18 protein-coding genes are annotated in these 23,486 nt (G+C 63.2%); 6 read left to right on the top strand and 12 right to left on the bottom strand.

Annotated elements, in window-relative coordinates; all coding sequences use genetic code 11:
* Nucleotides 1–79: 79 nt before the first annotated feature.
* The 8 genes from AC3CCE_RS27715 to AC3CCE_RS27680 all read right to left on the bottom strand — a co-directional run bounded on the left by AC3CCE_RS27715 (nt 80) and on the right by AC3CCE_RS27680 (nt 12,381).
* Nucleotides 80–1,708 (bottom strand): alpha-D-glucose phosphate-specific phosphoglucomutase, encoded by a 1,629-nt coding sequence (locus AC3CCE_RS27715; protein WP_023754827.1) that lies wholly within the window; start codon nt 1,706–1,708, stop codon nt 80–82.
* A gap of 3 nt (nt 1,709–1,711) precedes the next feature.
* Complete coding sequence (gene glgA, locus AC3CCE_RS27710) at nt 1,712–3,157, bottom strand: glycogen synthase GlgA (RefSeq protein WP_023824220.1); 1,446 nt, start codon at nt 3,155–3,157, stop codon at nt 1,712–1,714.
* A gap of 19 nt (nt 3,158–3,176) precedes the next feature.
* On the bottom strand, nt 3,177–4,442 hold the full coding sequence (gene glgC / locus AC3CCE_RS27705) for a glucose-1-phosphate adenylyltransferase (RefSeq protein WP_023715696.1): 1,266 nt from the start codon (nt 4,440–4,442) through the stop codon (nt 3,177–3,179).
* Between the two features lie 83 nt (nt 4,443–4,525).
* The gene (glgB, locus tag AC3CCE_RS27700; RefSeq protein WP_352626083.1) at nt 4,526–6,739 is read right to left on the bottom strand and encodes a 1,4-alpha-glucan branching protein GlgB; all 2,214 of its coding nucleotides are present in this window, start codon (nt 6,737–6,739) and stop codon (nt 4,526–4,528) included.
* Nucleotides 6,740–6,809: 70 nt separating this feature from the next.
* Nucleotides 6,810–9,272, bottom strand: coding sequence for a glycogen/starch/alpha-glucan phosphorylase (locus tag AC3CCE_RS27695; RefSeq protein WP_023715698.1), 2,463 nt, complete (start codon nt 9,270–9,272; stop codon nt 6,810–6,812).
* A gap of 140 nt (nt 9,273–9,412) precedes the next feature.
* A complete protein-coding gene (locus tag AC3CCE_RS27690; protein ID WP_023670726.1) occupies nt 9,413–10,195 on the bottom strand; it encodes an ATP-binding cassette domain-containing protein in 783 nt (260 codons plus the stop codon).
* Nucleotides 10,192–11,253, bottom strand: a complete 1,062-nt coding sequence (locus tag AC3CCE_RS27685) for an ABC transporter permease (protein WP_023670725.1) — start codon at nt 11,251–11,253, stop codon at nt 10,192–10,194. Before AC3CCE_RS27685 ends, AC3CCE_RS27690 begins: the two co-directional genes overlap by 4 nt.
* A gap of 150 nt (nt 11,254–11,403) precedes the next feature.
* Nucleotides 11,404–12,381, bottom strand: coding sequence for a sugar ABC transporter substrate-binding protein (locus AC3CCE_RS27680; protein WP_081725578.1), 978 nt, complete (start codon nt 12,379–12,381; stop codon nt 11,404–11,406).
* Nucleotides 12,382–12,645: 264 nt separating this feature from the next.
* Here AC3CCE_RS27680 and AC3CCE_RS27675 point away from each other — a divergent pair, with 264 nt between their 5' ends.
* The 4 genes from AC3CCE_RS27675 (at nt 12,646) to AC3CCE_RS27660 (ending at nt 16,678) form a co-directional block, all read left to right on the top strand.
* Nucleotides 12,646–13,872 carry an ROK family transcriptional regulator gene (locus AC3CCE_RS27675; RefSeq protein ID WP_023702241.1) on the top strand — a complete coding sequence of 409 codons (1,227 nt, stop codon included), beginning with the start codon at nt 12,646–12,648 and terminating at the stop codon, nt 13,870–13,872.
* Nucleotides 13,873–14,319 carry an RbsD/FucU family protein gene (locus AC3CCE_RS27670; protein WP_023684581.1) on the top strand — a complete coding sequence of 149 codons (447 nt, stop codon included), beginning with the start codon at nt 13,873–13,875 and terminating at the stop codon, nt 14,317–14,319.
* Nucleotides 14,316–15,239, top strand: a complete 924-nt coding sequence (locus AC3CCE_RS27665) for a carbohydrate kinase family protein (RefSeq protein WP_023684582.1) — start codon at nt 14,316–14,318, stop codon at nt 15,237–15,239. Before AC3CCE_RS27670 ends, AC3CCE_RS27665 begins: the two co-directional genes overlap by 4 nt.
* Before the next feature lie 296 nt (nt 15,240–15,535).
* Nucleotides 15,536–16,678 (top strand): DegT/DnrJ/EryC1/StrS family aminotransferase, encoded by a 1,143-nt coding sequence (locus AC3CCE_RS27660; protein WP_352512846.1) that lies wholly within the window; start codon nt 15,536–15,538, stop codon nt 16,676–16,678.
* 1 nt (nt 16,679) lies between these two features.
* Here the strand turns inward: AC3CCE_RS27660 and cysQ are convergent, their stop codons facing one another.
* From cysQ to cysD, 3 genes are read right to left on the bottom strand one after another with little or no spacing between them, the layout of a single operon-like run.
* Nucleotides 16,680–17,468, bottom strand: a complete 789-nt coding sequence (cysQ, locus tag AC3CCE_RS27655; protein ID WP_352459697.1) for a 3'(2'),5'-bisphosphate nucleotidase CysQ — start codon at nt 17,466–17,468, stop codon at nt 16,680–16,682.
* 10 nt (nt 17,469–17,478) lie between these two features.
* Nucleotides 17,479–19,416 carry a sulfate adenylyltransferase subunit CysN gene (cysN, locus tag AC3CCE_RS27650; protein WP_352626082.1) on the bottom strand — a complete coding sequence of 646 codons (1,938 nt, stop codon included), beginning with the start codon at nt 19,414–19,416 and terminating at the stop codon, nt 17,479–17,481.
* Between the two features lie 2 nt (nt 19,417–19,418).
* A complete protein-coding gene (cysD, locus tag AC3CCE_RS27645) occupies nt 19,419–20,324 on the bottom strand; it encodes a sulfate adenylyltransferase subunit CysD (protein WP_352512848.1) in 906 nt (301 codons plus the stop codon).
* A 414-nt stretch (nt 20,325–20,738) separates the two neighbouring features.
* Here cysD and AC3CCE_RS27640 point away from each other — a divergent pair, with 414 nt between their 5' ends.
* A complete protein-coding gene (locus tag AC3CCE_RS27640; RefSeq protein ID WP_352512850.1) occupies nt 20,739–22,025 on the top strand; it encodes an O-antigen ligase family protein in 1,287 nt (428 codons plus the stop codon).
* The gene (locus AC3CCE_RS27635; RefSeq protein ID WP_352512852.1) at nt 22,022–22,957 is read left to right on the top strand and encodes an NAD-dependent epimerase/dehydratase family protein; all 936 of its coding nucleotides are present in this window, start codon (nt 22,022–22,024) and stop codon (nt 22,955–22,957) included. Before AC3CCE_RS27640 ends, AC3CCE_RS27635 begins: the two co-directional genes overlap by 4 nt.
* Here AC3CCE_RS27635 and AC3CCE_RS27630 read toward each other — a convergent pair.
* The gene (locus AC3CCE_RS27630) at nt 22,945–23,484 is read right to left on the bottom strand and encodes a sugar transferase (RefSeq protein ID WP_352498444.1); all 540 of its coding nucleotides are present in this window, start codon (nt 23,482–23,484) and stop codon (nt 22,945–22,947) included. The genes AC3CCE_RS27635 and AC3CCE_RS27630 overlap by 13 nt on opposite strands.
* Nucleotides 23,485–23,486: the final 2 nt, after the last annotated feature.

The following is a 23,486-nucleotide window of genomic DNA, read 5'->3' as shown; positions in this document are numbered from 1 at the left end:
GCTTTACGAGCACCCCCAACCCGATCCGCTGCGCGGATCGACCCTCCCCACAAGGGCGAGGGTAAAGACGTCACCACCCTCAAGTAATCACGCTCGGCTTGTTGCGCCCGGTGTGGCTCTTGATCCCGGCGATATCATCGGCAGCCGCGATCAGGTCGGCGAGCGCCTCTTGCGTGTCGAGATCATGCCGCGCTCTGTCCGGCTCGTAGCGCTCGATGTAGACGCGCAGCGTAGCACCCGACGTGCCGGTGCCGGACAAACGAAACACGACACGCGAGCCGCCTTCGAACAGGATGCGGATGCCCTGGTTCTTGCTCACCGAACCGTCGACCGGATCGTGATAGGCGAAGTCGTCGGCATTGGCGATCTTCAGGCCGCGCACGCTGGTGCCGGGCAGCGAGGTCAGCTTGGCGCGCAACTCGTCGACCAGGGCGTTGGCGCGCTCGGTTTCGACCTCCTCATAGTCATGACGTGAATAGTAATTGCGGCCGTAGGTCGCCCAATGTTCGGTGACGACGTCCTTGCAGCTTTCGCCGCGCACGGCCAGGATGTTCAGCCACAACAGCACCGCCCACAGCCCGTCCTTTTCACGGACATGGTTCGAGCCGGTGCCGGCGCTTTCCTCGCCGCAGATCGTTGCCATGCCGGCATCGAGCAGATTGCCGAAGAACTTCCAACCGGTCGGCGTTTCGTAGATGCCGATGCCGAGCTTTTCGGCGACGCGGTCTGCCGCGCCGCTGGTCGGCATCGAGCGGGCGATGCCTTTGAGGCCGTCCTTGTAGCCCGGCGCCAACTGCGCATTGGCGGCAAGCATGGCCACCGAATCCGACGGGGTGACGAAAATGCCCTTGCCGATGATCAAGTTGCGGTCGCCGTCGCCGTCGGAAGCGGCGCCGAAATCGGGCGCATCCGGTCCCATCATCTCGTCATAGAGATGCTTGGCGTGGACCAGGTTCGGATCCGGGTGATGGCCGCCAAAATCCGGCAGCGGCTTGTAGTTGCGGCAGGTGCCATTCTCCGCGCCGAGCCGGCGCTCGAGGATTTCCTTGGCATACGGCCCGGTGACCGCATGCATGGCGTCGAAGCGCATGCGGAAGCCGTATTTGAAATTGGCGCGGATGGCGTCGAAGTCGAACAGGCTCTCCATCAATTCGGCATAGTCGGTGACCGGGTCGATAATCTCGACCGCCATGCCGCCGGCGGTCACCGTGCCGATCTTGTCGATGTCGATCTGGTCGATGTCGGCGGTCTTGAAGCTCGAAATCGTCTTGGTCTTTTCGAAGATCGCGTCGGTCAGCTTTTCCGGCGCCGGGCCGCCATTGCCGGCATTGTACTTGATGCCGAAATCCTCGTGCGGGCCGCCAGGATTGTGACTGGCCGACAGGATGATGCCGCCGAAGGTCTTGTATTTGCGGATGACATGCGACGCCGCCGGCGTCGACAATATGCCGCCCTGCCCGACCATCACCTTGCCGAAGCCGTTGGCCGCCGCCATGGCGATGGCGTTCTGGATGACCTCGCGGTTGTAGAAGCGGCCGTCGCCGCCGATCACCAGCGTCTTGCCCTCAAAGCCCTCCAGCGCGTCGAAGATCGACTGGATGAAGTTCTCGGCATAGTGCTCCTGCTGAAAGACAGGCACCTTCTTGCGCAGGCCGGACGTGCCGGGTTTCTGGTCGAGATAGGGTTTGGTGGCGACGGTCCGGATCATGCTTCAGGCAACCCTTTTCGAAAGCAGCAGGCGGTAGAGTTCAACGTATTTGTCGGCGCTCTTGTCCCAGGAGACATCGGCCTTCATGCCCTGGCGCTGGATCTGTTCCCAGACGGCCGGGCTCGAATGCGCATCGACCAGCCGGCGGATGGCGTGCAGCATGGCGCCGCCACTATTGGGCGCGAACTGGAAGCCGGTGGCGACACCGGCCGAGATCGCTGCTTCATTGGCGTCGATGATGGTGTCGGCAAGGCCGCCGGTGCGGGCGACGACCGGCACGCAGCCATAGCGTAGGCCGTAAAGCTGGGTCAGCCCGCAAGGCTCGAAGCGCGACGGGATGACGATGGCGTCGCAGCCGCCCTGCATGGTGTGGGAAAGCCCCTCGTCATAGCCGACGACGACGCCGACACGGCCGCGATGGCGGGCGGTGGCAGCCAGCAGCGCGCCTTCCAGGCCGGCGTCGCCTGAGCCGAGGATCGCCAGCCGCGCGCCGGTGGCGACGACGCCGTCGACCACAGCCGCCAGTATGTCCATGCCCTTCTGCCAGGTCAGCCGGCTGACGACGCAGACGATCGGACTGTCGTCGCGCTCGAGGCTGAAGCGGTCCTCGACAACCGCCCGGTTGGGAAGCCGAGCCTTGAGCGTCGCGGCGGAGTAGGCCGACACCAGATGCTTGTCGGTCTCCGGGTTCCAGATGTCGGTGTCGATGCCGTTGACGATGCCGTAGAGGTCGGAAGAGCGCATGTTGATCAGGCCGTCGAGGCCCATGCCGAATTCCGGCGAGCGGATTTCCTGGGCATAGGTGGGGCTCACCGTGGTGATCGCCCAGGCCGCCTGCAGGCCGGCCTTGAGGAAGCCGACGCCGCCATAGTATTCTACGCCGTCGAGCACCATCGCCGCGGCCGGCAAGCCGAGCTCGCCAAAAATGCCGGCGCCGAACTGACCCTGGAAGGCAAGGTTGTGAACCGTGATCAGCGACGGCACGCCGACCGCCTTGCCGTAGCGCATATAGGCCAGCGTCATCGCCGACTGCCAGTCATGGGCGTGGACGAGATCCGGCTGGTAGCCGGAAATGGCGCCGCCGGCGATATCGCCACCGACCTGGCTCAGCGCAGCAAAACGCCGCCAATTGTCGGGCCAATCGGCGCCGGCCGCATTGCCGTAAGGGCCGCCGGGACGATCGTAGAGATGCGGCGCGTCGAGCACGAACAGGTCGAGCCCGGCGATCTTGACGGCATGGACCGAAGCCTTGCCGCCCTGCAGCAGCGGGTATTGGTAGACAGCCTTCTTTTTCTTGAAGGCGTCCATCACCTGGGGAAAGCCGGGGATGAGCGTGCGCATGGTCACGCCCCTGGCGGCCAGCGCGATCGGCAATGCGCCGGTCACGTCGGCAAGTCCGCCGGTCTTGATCAGCGGGAATATCTCGGGCGTGACCGACAGAACCTGCATGCGTTTATGGTACCCCGTCTTACAGCTTCAGCTTGTCGATCATGTCCTGCGTGACCAGGCAGATGCCCTTTTCCGAAACCCGGAAACGCTTGGCGTCGAGAACAGGGTCTTCGCCAACCACCAGCCCTTCCGGTATCCTTACACCGTGGTCGATGACGACGCGCTTCAACTTTGCGTTCCGGCCGACATGAACGTCGGGCAGCATGACGACCTCTTCCAGCGTCGAATAGGAGTTGATGCGCGCGCCGGTGAAGATCAGACTGCGCTTCAGCGAAGCACCCGAGACGATGCAGTCGCCTGAGACCAGCGAGGAGACGGCCGAACCGCGCCGGCCATCCTCGTCATGCACGAACTTTGCCGGCGGCTTCAATTCGGCATAGGTCCAGATCGGCCAGTCGCGGTCGTAGAGGTCGAGTTCGGGAGTGATGTCGGTCAGGTCGATATTGGCTTCCCAGTAGGCGTCGACCGTGCCGACATCGCGCCAATAGGCTTCGTTCTCGGCCGTCGAGCGCACGCAGGACTTGGCGAAACGGTGCGCGATCGCCTTACCGTGCTGGACGATGTAGGGGATGATGTCCTTGCCGAAGTCGCGGCTCGAACCCGGCTCGGCCGCATCGCGGCGCAGCTGTTCCATCAGGAACTTGGTCTTGAAGACATAGATGCCCATCGAGGCCAGCGCGAATTCCGGCTTGTCGGGAATGCCGGGCGGGTCGGCGGGCTTTTCGACAAAGGCGATGATGTTGTCCTTGCCGTCGACATGCATGACACCGAAGCCGGTCGCTTCCAAGCGCGGCACTTCAAGGCAACCGACAGTGACATCGGCATTGGCATCGACGTGCTGGCGCAGCATCAGCTCGTAGTCCATCTTGTAGATGTGGTCGCCGGCCAGGATGACCATGTATTCGGGGCCATAGGCCTCGATGATGTCGATGTTCTGGTAGACGGCGTCGGCCGTGCCTTCATACCACTGGGTTTCCGAGACACGCTGGGAGGCCGGCAGGATGTCGAAGCTTTCGTTCCGCTCCGGGCGCAGGAAGTTCCAGCCGCGCTGCAGGTGGCGGATCAGCGAATGCGCCTTATACTGGGTGGCGACACCGAGGCGGCGGATGCCGGAATTCAGCGCATTGGACAGCGCGAAATCGATGATGCGCGTCTTGCCGCCGAAATAGACAGCCGGCTTGGCGCGGCGGTCGGTCAATTCCTTGAGCCGGCTGCCGCGGCCGCCGGCCAGCACATAGGCCATGGCATCGCGCGCCAGCGGCTGGGTTCTCTTCAAGTCTGCCATTTTTACCCTCCCAAATTACCAATCTGGAGCATCGCCCGGTCCGCAACGAGTCGACGGACCTAATCCGTAACGAGTTGACGGACCTAGTCCGCAACGAGTTCAAGCATGATCGTCGACAGCGGCGGCAAAAGCATCGTTGCCGAAATGCCTCCTCCTTCCGCCCCGGCTTCGACCACACCGCCATTGCCCTTGCCCGAACCACCGTAGTCCGAAGCGTCGGTGTTGATGATTTCGCGCCATTTGCCGACCTTGGGCAATGGCACGCGATAATTGTCGCGCGGCACTGGCGTGAAGTTGGAAATGACGGCGATCGGGTTGCCGCCGGGCGCGCTGCGCAGCCAGGCGAAGACCGAGTTTTCCTTGTCGTCGACGATCAGCCAGGAGAAGCCGTCCGGCTCGCAGTCGCGTGCATGCAGCGCCGGGCGCGAGCGATAGAGATAGTTGAGGTCGCGCACCGTCTGCCAGACGCCGCGATGCGGGTGGAAGTCGAGCAGGTTCCAGTCGAGCGCGCGCGCCTCGCTCCACTCGCGGCGCTGGGCGAATTCCTGGCCCATGAACAACAGCTTCTTGCCGGGATACCCCCACATGAAGGCGTAAAAGGCGCGCAAAGTCGCGAACTTCTGCCAGTCGTCGCCGGCCATCTTGCCGAGCAGCGTGCCCTTGCCGTGCACGACCTCGTCATGGGACAGCGGCAGCACGAAATTCTCGGAGAAAGCGTAGGTCAATCCGAACGTCAGGTCGTTGTGGTGGTGCTTGCGGAAGATCGGCTCCCTGGCGAAATACTCCAGCGTGTCGTGCATGAAGCCCATGTTCCATTTGAAGCCGAAGCCCAGCCCGCCTTCATGCACCGGCGCCGAGACCTTCGGCCATGAGGTCGATTCCTCGGCGATGGTCATCACGCCGGGATGGTGGCCGTAGACCTCCTTGTTCATCTTCTGCAGGAAGGACACCGCTTCGAGGTTTTCGCGGCCGCCTTTCTCGTTGGGGATCCATTCGCCAGCCTTGCGCGAATAATCGAGGTAGAGCATCGAGGCCACTGCATCCACGCGCAAACCGTCGACATGGTATTTCTCGGCCCAGAACAGCGCATTGTTGACTAGGAACGACACCACCTCGCGGCGGCCGAAATTGTAGATCGCGGTGTTCCAGTCGGGATGAAAACCCTTGCGCGGGTCGGCATGCTCATAAAGTGCTGTGCCGTCGAAATTGGCCAGGCCATGCGCGTCGACCGGGAAATGCGCCGGCACCCAGTCGAGGATGACGCCGACGCCGGCGCGGTGCGCACCGTCGACGAAACGGGCGAAGCCGTCGGGGTCGCCGAAGCGCGCCGAGGGGGCATAAAGTCCGGTTGTCTGATAACCCCATGACGGGTCATAGGGATGTTCGGAGATCGGCAGGAACTCGATGTGGGTGAAGCCGGTCTCGACAGCATAGGGGATCAGCTGGTTGGCGAGTTCGTCCCATGACAGGAAGCTGCCATCATCGTGCTGCTGCCACGAACCGGCATGGACCTCGTAGATCGATATGGCTTCCCGCCGCGGATCGGCCTTTCGCCAGTAAGCGCGATGCGCTTCGTCCCCCCATCCATGCGCCGGGGGCACCGCCGTCACCGATGCTGTGGCCGGGCGTAATTCAGACTTGAAGGCGAACGGATCGGCCTTGAGCGGCAGGCGCACGCCGTCGGGGGCAATGATCTCGTATTTATAGGGGTGGCCGGCGCCGATATCGGGAATGAACAGTTCCCAGATGCCGGTGTCGCGGCGGTCGCGCATCGTATGGCGGCGGCCGTCCCATTCGTTGAAGTCGCCGACCACGGAGACGCGCCTTGCATTGGGCGCCCAGACGGCGAAATGGACGCCCGACGCGCCTTCATGGTCGAGGAGATGGGCGCCGAGCTTGTCGAACAGCCTGAGGTGCGACCCTTGCGCGATATAGTAGTCGTCCATCGGGCCGAGTACCGGGCCGAAGGAATAGGGATCGGTCAGCCACCAGTCGCCGCCGGCATTCTTGGCGTGATAGCGCAGCGGCTGACGCTTCTTGATCGACAGTCTGCCTTCGAAGAAACCGGCGTCGTCGCGCCGCGTGAGTTCGCCGGCGTTCTTGCCGGCCAGCGTGTATGCGGTGACGAACTCGGCATTGGGGACGAAGCAGCGGGCAACCAGGCTCTTGCCGGCATCATGCACGCCCAGGATTGCAAAAGGATCGCCATGCGTGCCTGCAACAATTGCGGCGACATCGCCGGCTGACGCCAGCCCGTCCGACCCGCTCGTCGTCGCGGTCGCGCGCGGTTTCTTCATCAGGCGGTGTCCCTCCCTGGGAACCAGTTCTTGTGCACAAGACCCATTGTCGTGGCCTCATGCAATCATATCAGGCGGGCACGTTCCAGATTTCTTTCGCATATTGGCGGATCGTGCGATCGGAAGAGAACCAGCCGACGCGGGCAACGTTGCGGATAGCGCGCGCGTACCAATCGGGGCTGTTGCGCCAGACGGCGTCGACATCGCGCTGGGCGGCGGCATAGGCGTCGAAATCCGCCGCCACCATGAACCAGTCGCTGTTGTAGAGACCGTCGACCAGCTCGCGGTAGCGATCCGGCTGGTCGGGCGAGAACACGCCCGACGATACTGCGGCAACAGCCTGCGCCAATTCAGGGGAGCCCTCGATCACGGCGCGCGGGTTGTAGCCATTGCTGCGCCGCTCGGCGACTTCCGCCGTGCTCAGGCCGAAGATGAAGATGTTGTCGTCGCCGACGCATTCCTTGATCTCGACATTGGCGCCGTCGAGCGTGCCTATGGTCAAGGCGCCGTTCAGCGCGAACTTCATGTTGCCGGTGCCCGACGCCTCCATGCCGGCAGTCGAAATCTGCTCGGACAGGTCGGCTGCCGGCATCATCACCTCGGCCAGGCTGACATTGTAGTTCGGCACGAACACCACTTTCAGCAGACCGCGCACCGACGGGTCGCTGTTGATGACCTTGGCGACGTCGTTGGCCAGTTTGATGATCAGCTTGGCATTGTGGTAGCTGGGCGCCGCCTTGCCGCCGAAGAATTTGACGCGCGGCATCCAGTCCTGCTCGGGATGCGAGCGGATCTGGTCGTAGAGCGCGATCGCTTCCAGGATGTTGAGCAGTTGGCGCTTGTATTCGTGGATGCGCTTGACCTGGATGTCGAACAGCGCCGACGGGTCGAGCTTGATGCCGAGCCGGTCGGCGACCAGATTGGCGAGCTTGACCTTGTTGGAGCGCTTGACGGCGGCGAACTTGTCGCGGAAGGCGGCGTCGCCGGCAAAGGCTTCGAGCCCCTTGATGGCGTCGATGTCGTCGAGGAAACGGTCCCCGATCGCCGCGCGGGCGAGCGCGGTGAGGCCTGGATTGCACTGGATCAGCCAGCGCCGTGGCGTGATGCCGTTGGTCTTGTTGTTGATGCGATCGGGATAGAGCTTGTGGAGATCGGCAAACACCGTCTCCTTCATCAGTTCGGTGTGCAACGCCGACACGCCATTGATCGAGTGCGAGCCGACAAAGGCCAGGTTACCCATGCGCACGCGGCGGTCGCCATTTTCCTGGATCAGCGAGATGCGGCTGATCTGCTCATTGGAGAACTGGTTGGTGGCGCGGGCCTCAAGCAAAACCTGCGCATTGATGGCGTAGACGATCTGCATGTGGCGCGGCAAAAGCCGTTCGAACAGCGGCACCGGCCAGCTTTCCAGCGCTTCTGGCAGCAGCGTGTGGTTGGTGTAGCCGAAGGTGCGCTTGGTGATGTCCCAGGCCTGGTCGAAATCCATGCCATGGACGTCCATCAGCAGGCGCATCAGCTCTGGCACGGCGATCGCCGGATGGGTGTCATTGAGGTGGATCGCTGCCTTGTCGGGCAGCGAGGCGAGATCGCCATACTGGCTGAGATGGCGCTGGACGATGTCCTGCAGCGACGCGGTGGAGAAGAAATATTCCTGCCGCAGCCGCAGTTCCTGGCCGGCCTTGTGGGAATCGGCGGGGTAAAGCACGCGCGACAAGGCATCGGCCTTGTTGCTTTCGGCCAGCGCGCCGATGTGGTCGCCGGCGTTGAACTTGTCGAGCAGGATCGGATCGACCGGCATGCCCGACCAAAGCCGCAGCGTGTTGACGCGGTTGGCGCGCCAGCCAACCACCGGGGTGTCGTAGGCGACGGCCTGGACATGCTCGGTCGGCTTCCAGACGTGACGTTCCAGCCGGCCATCCTTGGAGGTGATCGATTCCACCGAGCCGCCGAAGCCGACCTCGAAGGCACGCTCCCGCCGCTCGAACTCCCAAGGGTTGCCGTGGTCGAGCCAGGTTTCGGGCAGTTCGACCTGCCAGCCATCATGGATCTCCTGGCGGAACATGCCGTTGGCGTAGCGGATGCCGTAGCCATGCGCGGGAATGTCGACGGTCGCCATGCTTTCCATGAAGCAGGCGGCGAGCCGGCCAAGACCGCCATTGCCGAGCGCTGCATCCGGTTCGAGCCCGGCGATGAGGTCGAGGTCGACGCCCAGCGACTTGAGCGCTTCTCGCATATTGTCCATCAGGCCGAGATTGGAGAAGGCATCGCGCATAAGCCGGCCGATGAGGAATTCGAGCGACAGGTAATAGACGCGCTTTTCCTGCTGGGCGTAGGCCTCCTGCGTCGCCTGCATCCAATGATCGACGATGCGGTCGCGCACGACCTTGATCGAGGCTGTCAGCCAATCATATTGCGTGGCAACGGAGGTGCCTTTGCCGACCCGGTATTTGAGAGCCAGCAAGACTTCGTCGGCCAGCGTCTTGGGATCGGGTATTTCGAGATCGGGGGCTTTGGCTGTCATTGTTCGCGTCATACTGCCTCTCGTGATCGTGCTGCGATCATACCGGCTTTCGCTCTCAGTCCCAGCCTATCCTAGTGCATCGCAACATACGTTCAATCGATTTAGACCAGCATGCCGCCAGTTCCCCTGCGGCAATTTATCCGTCGAGCGGATCAGGCAGCGAGTGCAGCCTCCGGCGGAACCTTCGCTCCCGTCATGAAGGCGACGGCGTCGGACATGGTATATTGCTTGGGATCGATGACGCAGAGGCGGCGACCCAGCCGATGGATATGGATGCGGTCGGCAACCTCGAAGACATGCGGCATGTTGTGCGAGATCAGCACGATCGGCAGGCCTCGTTTCTTGACGTCGAGGATCAGTTCCAGCACGCGGCGGCTCTCCTTGACGCCGAGTGCCGCGGTCGGCTCATCCATGATCACCACACGGCTGCCGAAAGCGGCGGCGCGCGCCACCGCCACGCCCTGACGCTGGCCACCCGACAGCGTCTCCACCGCCTGGCTGATGTTCTGGATGGTCATCAGGCCAAGCTCGGTCAGCTTGTCGCGGGCGCGCTTTTCCATTGCCGGCCGGTCCAGCATGCGAAGCCAGTCGCCGAGGAAGCCGGGTTTGCGGATCTCGCGGCCGAGGAACATGTTGTCGGCGATCGACAGGGCCGGCGATAAAGCCAGGTTTTGGTAGACCGTCTCGATGCCCGCCTCGCGCGCCTCCATGGGCGATTTAAAAGCGACAGCCTTGCCTTCAAGACGGATCTCGCCTTCGTCGGGCACGGCGGCGCCGGAAATCGCCTTGATCAGCGATGATTTGCCGGCGCCATTGTCTCCGATGACGGCCAGGATTTCGCCGGGGTAGAGGTCGAAGTCGGCATTGTCGAGGGCGGTGACACGGCCATAGCGCTTGATCAGGCCGCGCGCGGTGAGGATGGGTTCCACGGTCATGCCGAAACCTTTCTGATCCATTGGTCGATCGCCACGGCGCCGATGATCAGCACACCGGTGAGCAGCACCTTCCATTGCGGATCGGCGCCCAGCATGTTGAGGCCCATCGAGACGACACCGACGATCATCGCGCCGAAAAGCGTGCCCAGAATTGAGCCGCGCCCGCCGAACAGTGAAATGCCGCCGATCACCGTCGCAGTTATCGCCTGCAGGTTGTAGTCAGTGACGGCGGCTGACGGTGAGATCGAGCCGTTGCGGCCGATGGAAACCCAGGCAGCGAAAGCTGCGATCAACCCGGCAAGGGTGTAGACCGTCATCAACACCTTCTTGGTCTGGATGCCAGACAGCTTCGCCGCCTCCTGATCATCACCAACGGCGTAGACATGGCGGCCCCAGGCGGTGTGATTGAGCACGTACCAGAGGATCAAAACGAGCACGACCGTGGCGATGACGCCCAGTGTCAGCACCGCCGTGCCGATCTTGAAACTCAGGGCAAAGAGATGCAGCAGCGGCGCCTGGGCGTCGACGTCGGTATCGCGGATCGTCTCGTTGGCCGAATAGATGAAGTTGGTCGCCATGACGATGTTCCAGGTGCCGAGCGTGACGATGAACGGCGGCAGCTTCATGTAGGCGACCAGCAAACCGTTAAGCAGGCCGCAGGCTGCGCCGGCGGCAAGCCCGATGGGCACTGCGAGCACGGCCGGCATGCCGTAGCTGACCGCGCAATTGCCCATGATCACGGCCGAAATCACCATGATCACGCCGATCGACAGGTCGATGCCGGCGGTCAGGATGACCAGTGTCTGCGCGGCACCGAGGATGCCGACGATGGCGATCTGCTGCAGGATCAGCGTCAGCGTATAGGATGAGAAGAAACGCCCGCCAATGGCGATGCCGAAAATTACGATCGACAGGACCAGCACAATCAGCGGCACCGCCGCCGGCGTGGAGTGCAGGAAATGCTGGATGCGCTTGACGGCCGATTTGTGCTCGTCAAAGGCGGCAACGCTTGTGTCGCTGCTCGAGAGAACCTTCTCGAATTCCTGTGCTTGAGCCATGTTTCCTCCCCTGGGCTTCAGCTCCATGCCGATACCCGCTCGCGCCTGTCCGGTCTGCTGCCGGGATTATTCGCGTGACGCATCGTCCACCCGAAGCGGCCGGGGATCAAGCCCCCGGCCGTCAGCTTGCCGCTGGCTGTCAGGCAGCCATCAGCCCCAGCACTTGGCGAGGCCTTCCTTGGTGTCGATCGACTTCACGCCATTGGCCGGCTTGTCGGTGACGAGGTTGACGCCGGTGTCGAAGAAGTTCTTGCCTTCGGTCGGCTTCGGCTTGGCGCCGTCCTTGGCGAAGGCGGCGATCGCCTCGATGCCGAGTGCCGCCATCTGCAGCGGGTATTGCTGCGAGGTGGCGCCAATGACGCCTTCGGTCACCGACTTCACGCCGGGGCAGCCGCCATCGACCGAGACGATCAGCACCTGGCTTTCGAGACCGACCGCCTTGAGCGCCTGGTAGGCGCCGACAGCGGCGGGCTCGTTGATGGTGTGGATGACGGTGATGGAGTTGTCCTTCTGCAGAAGGTTTTCCATCGCCTTGCGGCCGCCTTCTTCATTGCCGTTGGTGACGTCGTGGCCGACGATGCGGGCATCGTCCTCATCGCCGATCTTGTTGGGATCCTTCACGTCGATGCCGAAGCCCATCATGAAGCCCTGGTCGCGCAGCACATCCACGGTCGGCTGTGAGGGGGTCAGGTCGAGGAAACCGATCTTGGCGTCCTTGGCCTTGTCGCCGAGGGTCGCGGCTGCCCAGGCGCCGATCAGCTTGCCGGCTTCCAGATTGTCCGTCGCGAAGGTCGCGTCGGCGGCATCGATCGGGTCCAGCGGGGTATCGAGCGCGATCACCAGCAGGCCGGCGTCACGCGCCTTCTTCACCGTCGGCACGATGCCCTTGGTGTCGGACGCGGTGATCAGGATGCCCTTGGCGCCGTCGGCGATGCAGCTTTCGATCGCCGCCACCTGGCTCTCGCTGTCGCCGTCGATCTTGCCGGCATAGGTCTTGAGGTCGACGCCAAGTTCCTTGGCCTTGGCGGTCGCGCCCTCCTTCATCTTGACGAAGAAGGGGTTGGTGTCGGTCTTGGTGATCAGGCAGGCGCCGACGCCGGCGGCCGATGCTGTCGAAGCAAACGCCATCAGGCCGAGGCCCGCCGCGGCGAACACGGTGGACTTCAATAAAGCTTTGGTCACGATCTTCCTCCCATGGAACCATGCGGATGCCGCCAACCGGCATCTTGAGCGCATCCACTGAAGTTCTCCCAGTGTGGACGCGCCCTCAAATGACACCAGCGGGAGCCGCCTGTCAATAATTAAATCACTCTTATTTATTATTGACAGCTTTGCGCGGTTCACTCATTCTGCCGCAAAAGCAGTAAGAATAAACCAAGGGAAGGAACAAGGGTGGAGACCGGCATTGCGAGGCACGGTTCGCCCGAGGCGGCCGCCAGCCGTCTCCACCGTGGCACCAACCAGAGCGGCATGCGCGACCACAATGAGCGGCTGGTGCTGTCGTTGGTTCGCCAGCACGGCAGCTTGGCCAAATCAGACATTGCGCGCATGACCGGGCTTTCAGCGCAGACTGTCTCGGTCATCATGCGCGAACTGGAGGAAGACAGCCTGCTGCTGCGCCAGGCGCCGTTGCGCGGCAAGATCGGCCAGCCCTCCATCCCGATGGCGCTGAACCCCGAAGGCGCCTTCTTCATCGGCCTCAAGATCGGCCGCCGCAGCGCCGAACTGGTGCTGATCGATTTCCTCGGAACTGTGCGTTCCATGCTGCAGCACTCCTACCGCTATCCGGCGCCGCGCGAGACGGTTGAGTTCGTCACCGAAGGCATGAAGACGATGCGCGCCGAACTGACACCTGCGCAGGACAAGCGCATTGCCGGGCTCGGCATCGCCATGCCGTTCGAACTGTGGAACTGGGCCGACACCGCCGGCGCGCCGCGCGACATCATGGACGAATGGCGCCATCGCGACATCCGTGCCGACATCCAGGCGCAGTGCGAATTCCCGGTCTATCTGCAGAATGACGCCACCTCCGCCTGCGGCGCCGAACTGGTGTTCGGCCAGACCGGCGGGGCGCGCGACTTCGTCTATTTCTATATCGGCGCCTTTGCCGGCGGCGGCATCGTGCTCAACGGCCGGCTGTTCGGCGGGCCAACCGGAAATGCCGGGGCGCTGGGTTCGATGCCGGTGCCGGGGCCGGACGGCAAGCCGACGCAGCTCATCGACGTCGCCTCGATCGCCATGCTGGAAAAGGCGCTTAACGCACGCGGCGTCGAGGCTTCGCATCTGTGGACGTCGCCTGAGGATTGGGGCGAGATCGGTCACGAGCTCGACGACTGGATCGCCAATGCCGCTCAGGCGCTGGCCTATGCCATCGTATCGGCGTCCTCGGTGATCGATTTCGAGGCCGCGGTGATCGACGGCTGGATGCCGCTCGCTGTCCGGCGCCGGCTCGTCGATGCGATCAGGCAGGCGATCGGTACGATCGATGGCGAAGGGCTGAAGCTTCCGGTGGTGCGCGAAGGCACCGTCGGCATCCATGCCCGCGCGCTGGGCGGCGCCAGCCTGCCGCTGTCCGAACGCTTCCTCATCGGTTCGACCACGATTTCCAGGAGCATCTGAATGCTGATCGGTATTCCGTCGCTGCTCGGTCCGGAGCTTCTGGCGACATTGCGCGCCATGGGCCATGGCGACGAGATCGCGCTCGTCGACGGCAACTATCCGGCGGAAGAACAGGCAAACCGGCTGATCCGCGCCGACGGTCTTCACCTCATACCGGTGCTTGACGCCATTTTGAGCGTGCTGCCGGTGGACGACTTCGTGCCGGAAGCGCTGTTTCGTGCCTCGGTAAAAGGCGATCCCTCGGTCGCCGATCCGGTCCACCATGAAATCGAAACGATCTGCACCAGGCGCGCGCCGGGCCGCAAGGTGGTTGCGCTGGCGGGCGCCGACTTCTATGCACGCGTCCGGTCGGCATATGCGATCGTCGGGACCAGCGAACCCCGGCTCTACGCCAACATCATCATCCGCAAGGGCGTGATCTATCCGCCGGAGAACAAGAAATCATGATCCTCTGCTGCGGCGAAGCCCTGATCGACATGCTGCCGCGCACCACGACACAGGGCGAGCCGGCCTTTGCGCCCTATGTCGGCGGCGCGGTGTTCAACACGGCGATCGCGCTTGGCCGCCTCGGCGCGCCCGCCGGCTTCTTTTCCGGCCTGTCGTCGGATCTGTTCGGCGGCCAGTTCCGCGAGGCGCTCGGCGCAAGCAAGGTCAGCTCCACCTATGCGCACACCTCCCCTCGCCCGACCACGCTCGCCTTCGTGCGGCTCACCAACGGCCAGGCGACCTACACTTTCTACGACGAAAACACCGCCGGGCGCATGCTGACGACAGAGGATCTGCCGAAACTGGGCGCCGAGATCGAAGCCATGCTGTTTGGCGCCATCAGCCTGATTTCGGACCCGGCGGGTGCTGCCTACGAAGAATTCATGAAACGCGAGCACGAACGCCGCGTAATGATGCTCGACCCCAACATCCGGCCGAACTTCATCCCCGACAAAGCCAAGCACCTCCGGCGCATCCGCTCGATGATGGCGATGGCCGACATCGTGAAGCTATCGGATGAGGATCTGCACTGGTTCGGCGAGGCCGGCTCGCATGAGGACGTCATCCGCAACTGGCTGGATCGCGGCCCGAAGCTGATCGTCGTTACCCACGGCAGCGAAGGTGCCGTCGGCTACAGCAGGGAACACAAGGTCACGGTGATGCCGCATAAGGTGGAGGTGGTCGACACGGTCGGCGCCGGCGACACTTTCAATGCCGGCATTCTGGCCTCGCTGCACGAGCAAGGCCTGCTCACCAAGGCCGGGATCGGCGGCCTTTCGGAGGACGCCATCCGTCAGGCGCTGGCGCTCGGCGCCAAAGCGGCGGCGGTGACCGTGTCGCGGGCCGGCGCCAACCCGCCCTGGCGGCACGAAATCGCCTGATCCACGCTTAGTCCGCCGCCAGCCGCTGCAAGCAGCCGATCACTTTATGTTTCCGCGAGCCGGAAAGACGGACTGATCAGCCGGATTAATAGGCGGCGAAGCCCGGATTTCCGGCATCTTGCGGCAATGCAGGGAAAGCCTGAAGTAACAGGCTGCGACACCTAGACAACCCGTCCCGCGGCCGGTCCGGCTTTCTAGACCGGCCCAACTCTGGTACCAGCGGCCCGGTTAAGTTGTTGTTTCTGTGCGTGTCATTGTCCCCGGGGCAGCCCGCACCACACCGTTTTGAGGCCGACATGCAGTTCATCGATCTTGGCGCGCAGCGCGAACGTATCCGCGACCGGCTGAAGGCCGCGATCGACAATGTCGTCGAGGAAGGCCGCTATATCCTCGGACCGCAAGTCACCGAATTCGAAAACAAGCTCGCAGCCTATATCGGCACCAAGCATGTCGTGGCCTGCGCCAACGGCACCGACGCGCTGCTGTTGCCGCTGTTTGCCGCCGGTATCGGCCCCGGCGACGCGGTGTTCGTGCCGAGCTTCACCTTTGCCGCGACGGCGGAAGTGGTGGCGCTTGCCAAGGCCGAACCAGTGTTCGTCGATGTCGAGGCCGAGACCTATAACATCGACATAGCCAGCCTCGAGGCGGCGATCGCCATGATCAAGAAGGAAGGCCGGCTGAAGCCGAAGGCGATCATTCCCGTCGACTTATTTGGGCTTGCCGCCAACTACGAGGCGATCATGGCGATTGCCAGGCGCGAAGGGCTGCTGGTGATCGAGGATGCGGCGCAGTCGATCGGCGGTTCGGCCGACGGCACAATGTGCGGCGCCTTCGGCCATGTCGGCTCGACCAGCTTTTATCCGGCCAAGCCGCTGGGCTGCTACGGCGATGGCGGCGCGATGTTCACCAATGACGACGCGCTGGCCGACCAGCTGCGCTCGTTTGCGTTCCACGGTAAGGGCGAGACGCAGTATGACAATGTCCGCGTCGGCATCAATTCACGCCTCGACACGATCCAGGCGGCGATCCTGATCGAGAAACTCGCCATCCTCGAAGACGAGATGGTCGCCCGCCAGGTGGTGGCCAAGCGCTACGCCGAAGGTCTCGGCGACATCGTCAAGGCGTCACGCAATCTGGGCGGTGGCCGCTCGGCCTGGGCGCAATACGCCATCGAGACGCCGAAGCGCGAAGGGTTGAGGGCGCATCTCGGCGAAAAGGGCATCCCTTCGGTGATCTATTATGTGAAGCCGCTGCACGAGCAGGTCGCCTATCGCGACTATCCGCGCACGCCGACCGGGCTTGCGGTTTCGGAGGAACTGCCGAAGCGCATCCTGTGCCTGCCGATGCATCCCTATCTCAGCGAAGCCGACCAGGACCGCATCATCGAGACGATCCGCAACTACATTGGCTCGAACTCGGCGCATGTAGCGGCGGCGTAAGTTACGCCGCGTCCGCCGCCTTCCCGCTCGCAATAAAATGCGGGTTGGCGAAATCCTCGTCGTCGCTCTGTTTGCGCTTGCCATAGGTGAGCGGCTCGCCGTCCAGCGTGCGCGTCATGCCGCCGGCGGCGCGCAGTACGGCGTCGCCGGCCGCCGTGTCCCATTCCATGGTGCGGCCGAAGCGCGGATAGATGTCGGCTTCGGCTGCGGCGAGCAGGCAGAATTTCAGCGATGAGCCGACCGAGACGATCTCGGCGGCGCCGAGATCCTTGATGAAGGCTTCGGTCTCCGGGGTGTTGTGCGAGCGGCTGGCAACGACCGCCAGCGGCGTGACCGCCCTCCTGACCGAAATCCGCCGGCGGCCGACGATACGGAAGTCGCCATCGACCTCGATTGCTTCGGCCCAGCCCGGCCGTCCAGAGAAGAACCGCCCGCTGCACGGTGCGAAGACGACGCCGATCTCCGGCACGCCGTGCCGGACAAGCGCGATGTTGACGGTGAAATCGGTCCGGCGGTTGACGAATTCCTTCGTTCCATCGAGCGGATCGATCAGGAAGAAGGCGCCATCCAGATCGGGCGGCACAATGCCTTCGGCGACCTCTTCCTCGGCCACGCAGGGAACATCGGGATAGGCCGCACGCAGGCCGGCGAGGATGATCGTCTCGCTCTCGCGGTCGGCTTCCGTGACCGGCGAGGAGTCCGACTTGCTGTCGACCGCGCAGCCGGCCTTGAAGACCCGCATCACCTCGCGTCCGGCTTCGAGCGCCAGGCGCTCGAACACGTCGAGCATCACTTCGTCGTCAGATGCCGCCGCCGCTGTCATATTGGTCTTCGGCAATGTCGCGCTCATTCAGCCAGTGTTCCAGAGCCTCTACCATCTCCTCGGCCGTCTTGCCGAGTGTCTTGAGATGGATTTCGGGATTTTCGGGAGCTTCATACGGGGAATCGACGCCGGTGAAGTTCTTGATCTCGCCATTCAGCGCCCGTGCGTAAAGGCCTTTCGGGTCGCGTCGGGCGCATTCCTCGAACGGCGTATCGACGAACACTTCGACGAACTCGCCGTCGGCCATCAACTCCCTGGCCATGCGCCGCTCGGCGCTGAAGGGGGAAATGAAGGAGACGATGACGATCAGCCCGGCATCGGCCATCAGCTTTGCCACTTCGGCGACACGGCGGATGTTTTCGACCCGATCGGCGTCGGTGAAGCCGAGATCGCGGTTGAGGCCGTGGCGGACATTGTCGCCGTCGAGAATGTAGGTGTGACGCCCCGAAGCGAACAGCTTCTTCTCAAGCAGATTGGCGATGGTCGACTTGCCCGAGCCGGAAAGACCGGTGAACCAGAATACGGCGGGGCGCTGGCTCTTGAGGTCGGAGCGGCCGCGCTTGCCGACATCGAGCGACTGCCAATGGATGTTTTCGGCGCGGCGCAAGGAATGCAGGATCATGCCGGCGCCGACCGTGGCATTGGTGATGCGGTCGATCAGGATGAAGGCGCCGGTATCGCGGTTGTCGGCGAAGGTGTCGAAGGCGATCGGCGCCCGGGTCGAGATATTGCAGATGCCGACTTCGTTCATCTCGAGCGACTTCGCCGCCTCGCGAGCGAAGTCGTTGATGTTGACGCGGTATTTCAGGTCGGTGACGGTGGCGCTGGTCTGGTCGGTCTCGGTGCGCAGTATATAGGAGCGTCCCGGCAGCAGCGCTGCCTCGTCGAACCAGACGATGTTGGCGGCGAACTGGTCGGCGACCTGCGGCCGTGCCGCCGGCGACACCAGCATGTTGCCTCTGGAGACCTCGACCTCGTCATCGAGCACAAGGGTGATGGCCTGGCCGGCCACCGCCTGGGCAAGATCGCCGCCTTGCGCGACGATGCGCTTGACCCGCGAGGCCTTGCCGGATTTGGCGACCACCACCTCGTCGCCCTGCGCGACGGAGCCGGACGCGATGGTGCCGGCAAAGCCGCGGAAGTCGAGATTGGGCCGGTTGACATACTGCACCGGAAACCGGAACGGCAGTTCGACCGCGGCCTCGTCGACCGATATGGTTTCGAGATGCTCGATCAGCGACGGGCCGGAATACCACGCCGTCTTGCCGGAGCGGCTGGTGACATTGTCCCCATAGCGGGCCGACATCGGGATCGGCACGATCGTCTGGAAGCCGAGCTCGTGCGAGAACTGCCGGTAATCCTCGACGATACGGTCGAACACCGCCTGGTCGAAATCGACGAGGTCGATCTTGTTGACGGCAAGCACGATATGGCGGATGCCGAGCAGCGAAGCGATGATCGAGTGGCGCCGGGTCTGGCGCAGCACACCCTGGCGCGCATCGATCAGCACGATGGCGAGATCGGCAGTCGATGCGCCGGTCGCCATGTTGCGGGTGTACTGTTCATGGCCGGGGGTGTCGGCGACGATGAACTTGCGCTTGGGCGTGGCGAAGAAGCGGTAGGCGACGTCGATGGTGATGCCTTGCTCGCGCTCGGCCTCGAGGCCGTCGACCAGAAGCGCGAAGTCGATGTCGTCGCCAGTGGTGCCGTGCTTGCGGGAATCGCGCTCGAGTGCGGCGAGCTGGTCCTCGAAGATCTGCTTTGTGTCGGACAGAAGACGGCCGATCAGCGTCGACTTGCCGTCGTCGACCGAGCCGCAGGTGAGGAAGCGCAGCAGCGACTTCTTCTCCTGCGCCGCCATGTATTCGCGCACGCCGTCGGTGGGAGCGAGGCTCTTGGCCAGGATATGGCGCATGCTCAGAAATATCCCTCGCGCTTCTTCTTTTCCATCGAGCCGGCTTCATCGCGGTCGATGAGGCGGCCCTGGCGCTCGGAGGTGCGCGCCGTCAGCATCTCGCCGACGATGGCTTCGAGCGTGTCGGCGTCGGATTCGATGGCGCCGGTCAGCGGATAACAGCCGAGCGTGCGGAAACGCACCAGACGGTTCTCCATCGTCTCACCGGGGCGCAATTGCATGCGACCGTCATCCTTCATGATCAGCATGCCGTCGCGTTCGACCACCGGCCGCTCCTTGGCGAAATAGAGCGGCACGATCGGGATGTTTTCCTGCAGAATGTACTGCCAGATATCGAGCTCGGTCCAGTTCGACAGCGGAAACACGCGGATCGATTCGCCCGGCGCGATGCGGGTGTTGAAGATCTTCCACATCTCCGGCCGCTGGTTCTTCGGGTCCCAGACATGCTGGGCGTTGCGGAAGGAAAAGATGCGCTCCTTGGCGCGCGACTTCTCCTCGTCGCGCCGAGCCCCGCCGAAGGCAGCGTCAAAGCCGTATTTGTCGAGCGCCTGGCGCAACGCCACCGTCTTCATGACATGGGTGTGGGTGTTCGAGCCATGGTCAAAGGGGTTGATACCGTCGCGCACGCCGTCTTCATTGACGTGGACCAGCAGGTCGAAGCCGAGCTTCTGCGCCATCTGGTCGCGAAAGGCGATCATCTCGCGGAACTTCCAGGTGGTGTCGACATGCAGGAAGGGGAAAGGCGGCTTGGCCGGATAGAAGGCCTTCATTGCCAGATGCATCAGCACGGAGGAATCCTTGCCGACGGAATAGAGCATCACCGGCTTGGAGAAGGAGGCGGCAACCTCACGGAAGATGTGGATGGACTCGGCCTCGAGCCGCTGCAGGTGCGTAAGCGCGATGTTCATGGACTGTGAGCGTTCTCTCGTGCAATCCAGACCTTGCATCAGATGGATCGGGCGTCCTTTTCAGCCGCCCGGTTCAAGCTTCACTGCTGGACACTATCGGTTCGTGCCGGCGTTCTAGCAGATCGCCACCTGATATAACAACGCTGGAAAGGCCGGCGGCCACACCGATCGGCAACGAATTTTCCATGAAAAGCCTAGAATCCGAAAATTCCTGCCCGACGGAGCGATAGCATTCAAAGGCCGGGAAAAATCTTGCCTGGACCGAAAGAAACGCCGGCCCGACCTCGTCGCACTTTCGAAAACCGCACCCAGCCGCTATACCGGCTCCTGAACCTGCGCCGGGCGGCATGCCGCAAATGCCGCCGCCAAACATTGTCCGTCGCCACGCGACCCAGCGCATTGTGAACCAGAGCATTGACCCCGATCTCCGCCATCAAGCAGCACGTTTCGCCGTCACGGATCAACGTCACCTTCTCCATTTTGTGCTTCTTTTTCCCGCCGGTACTGGGATCGGCGGTCAGCTTTTTGTTCAATGGCGGCGGCCTGTGGTCGGTGCTTCTGCTTGCGCTGAAAAGACGGCGTTTCAACATCGACCGGCCGATGACCGCGATGACGGTGGCCATCTATGCCTATTGCGCAGCCAGCGTGCTCGCCTCCATCGTCAACAATTCGATCGCCAGGGATGCGCCGCATCTGGCAGGGCTGATCACCTTCCTGTTTTTCCCGGTCTCATACGCGACCTGGAGCATCACCGAGAAAACCACGCTGACGCGCATCGTCGTGCTGGCGAGCGCCGCCGCCTGTTTTGGCGCCCTGCTGCTGGCCGTCGTGCAATATCACGGGCTGGGCATACGGGCCGAAGGCGGCGCCGGCAATCCGATCGTGTTCGCGACCGTCGCCTGCCTCAGCATGATGATGTGCCTGGCAGGCGCCTTATCGGGTGTCGAAAAGAACAGGGCGTTGCTGGCCTGCGCGACACTGGCCGGCGCGGTCGACATTGTCTATTCGGGGTCGCGGATCATCTGGCTGGCGATGCTGGTGGCCGGCATCGCGGTCCTGCTGATCAACCGTCGCAAGCTCAACAACAGAAACGCCATTCGGCTTTTGCTGATTGCGGGCGCGATCGGCATCGTCATCGCGGTCATTGGTCTCCCCATCATTTCCGAGCGCGCGGCCTTCCTGTTCAGCGACTGGGATGCGCTCGCCACGAAGGGCGACCACACGACCGCGCTCGGCTTGCGCGCAGCACTTTGGCAGATTGGGCTGAGCGCCTTCCACGACATGCCGATTTTCGGTCACGGCATTGCTGCAAGCCGTGAGCTGATAAAGGATGGATTCCACAATCAGTTCCACATGCCGTCCACGGGCTTCAGCCATTTTCACAATGGCTTCCTGACTGCATTGGTGGAGGCCGGGCTGCTTGGAGCCGTAACGCTCGCGGCTGTGTTCTTCGTTGCCGCGAGAAACGCGGCCATCGTGCTGCGCACCAGCACGGACGCGATCGAGCGGTTCGGCGCCACGATGATTGTCGTCACTGCGATCACCTACCTCATCGGCGGCCTGACCGGCATCCTGGTCGGCCACGACATCCTCGATGCCACACTGATGGTGTTTCTGGTGTCCGGGACATATCTTGCATCGGGCCGGCAACAAATGCTGCCGGAACAACAGGCCCCGGCGCCCCAGGCAAGCCGGCCGTGAAAGTGCTGGTCACAGGCGCGACGGGTTTCATCGGCAGGCAGGTCGTCAACCAGCTGCGCGAAGCCGGGTTCGGGGTGCGCATGGCATCGCGCCACCCGGAACGGCTCGATCCCGTGAGCGATGCGGTTTTGTTGCCGGACTTCGACGCACCGGCTCAGGCATACCAGGCGCTGATGCGAGATATCACCCATGTCGTCCACTGTGCGGCGCTCAACAATGACCGCAAGGCGAGCGAAGCCGACTTCATGGCAGCCAACGCGACACTGACCGCGCAGCTGGCGCGCGCGGCCGCCTCGCGGACAAGCGGGCGCTTCATCTATCTGTCGTCGATCCGGGCAGTAGCCGGTCCCGGTTTCAGCGGAACGATCAGCGAGGCGACGCTCCCTGCCCCGCAATGCGCCTACGGGCGCTCGAAACGCGAAGGCGAGATCAAGACACTGGAAGCCTATGCGTCCAGGCCCTCCGATGCCACGGCGCTGCGCCTGCCGCCGGTCTATGGCGAAGGCATGAAGGGAAACCTGCGTGGAATGATGCGGGCTGCCGCCATTGCCTTACCATTGCCCTTAGGCGCTTTCACCGCAGTTCGTTCGCTGATATCGCGCGACGCGGTGGCTGGCGCCGTGGCGCATCTTTTGACTCATCCCACGCCACCGCGCCCGACCTATGTCCTGGGCGATGCTTCCCCCGTTGCGATGTTCGAAATCTTGACTGCATTCAGGCACGGATACGACGTTCCGACCCGGCTCGTTCCTGTGCCGGCCTGGCCATTCAGGCTGTTCGCCACACTGCTTGGCGGAAAAGCAGCGTACGACGCTTCCATGGCGACACAGATTTGCGACCCGTCACTGCTGATCTCGGAAGGCTGGATGCCGGAAACCGACACGCTCGGCCGGATTGAGGAACTTGCACGACAGGCCCGTCAGGTCCGGTAGATTGTGCCAAGCAGGATTTTGACGTCGAGTCCGATCGAGGCCCCCCTGAGATATTCGGCATCCGTTTCGGCGCAGAGTTTCGGATCCGACATGTCGATGCCTTTCATCTGTGCCAGCCCGGTAATGCCCGGAAGTGCGGCAAGCACACCCAATTGCCTGCGGCGTTCGATCAATTCCGTTTGCGTGGGCAAGCACGGCCGCGGTCCGACCAGGCTCATCTCGCCCTTGAGCACGTTCCAGAGCTGCGGCAGCTCGTCGATCTTGAATTTTCGCAGCACCTTACCGGCGGCGGTGACGGAGTTTGCCGGCGCCTGATGCGAGGGCAGAGACGGCGTTCCCACAACCATCGTCCTCAACTTGTGGCAGCGAAACAGCACCCCGTGCTGGCCGACGCGAGTTTGGGAGAGGAGTGCCGGTCCGGGCGACGACAGCCTGATTGCCAGTATGGCAAGCAGGGTGACGGGCGAGGTTAGCGGCAACAGAACCGCCGCCGCGACGAGATCGAAAGCTCGCTTGGGTCCCCTCATGG

It is taken from the genome of Mesorhizobium sp. P160187 (genome assembly GCF_057766425.1).
This window is presented reverse-complemented; position numbering and strand designations above follow the sequence as displayed.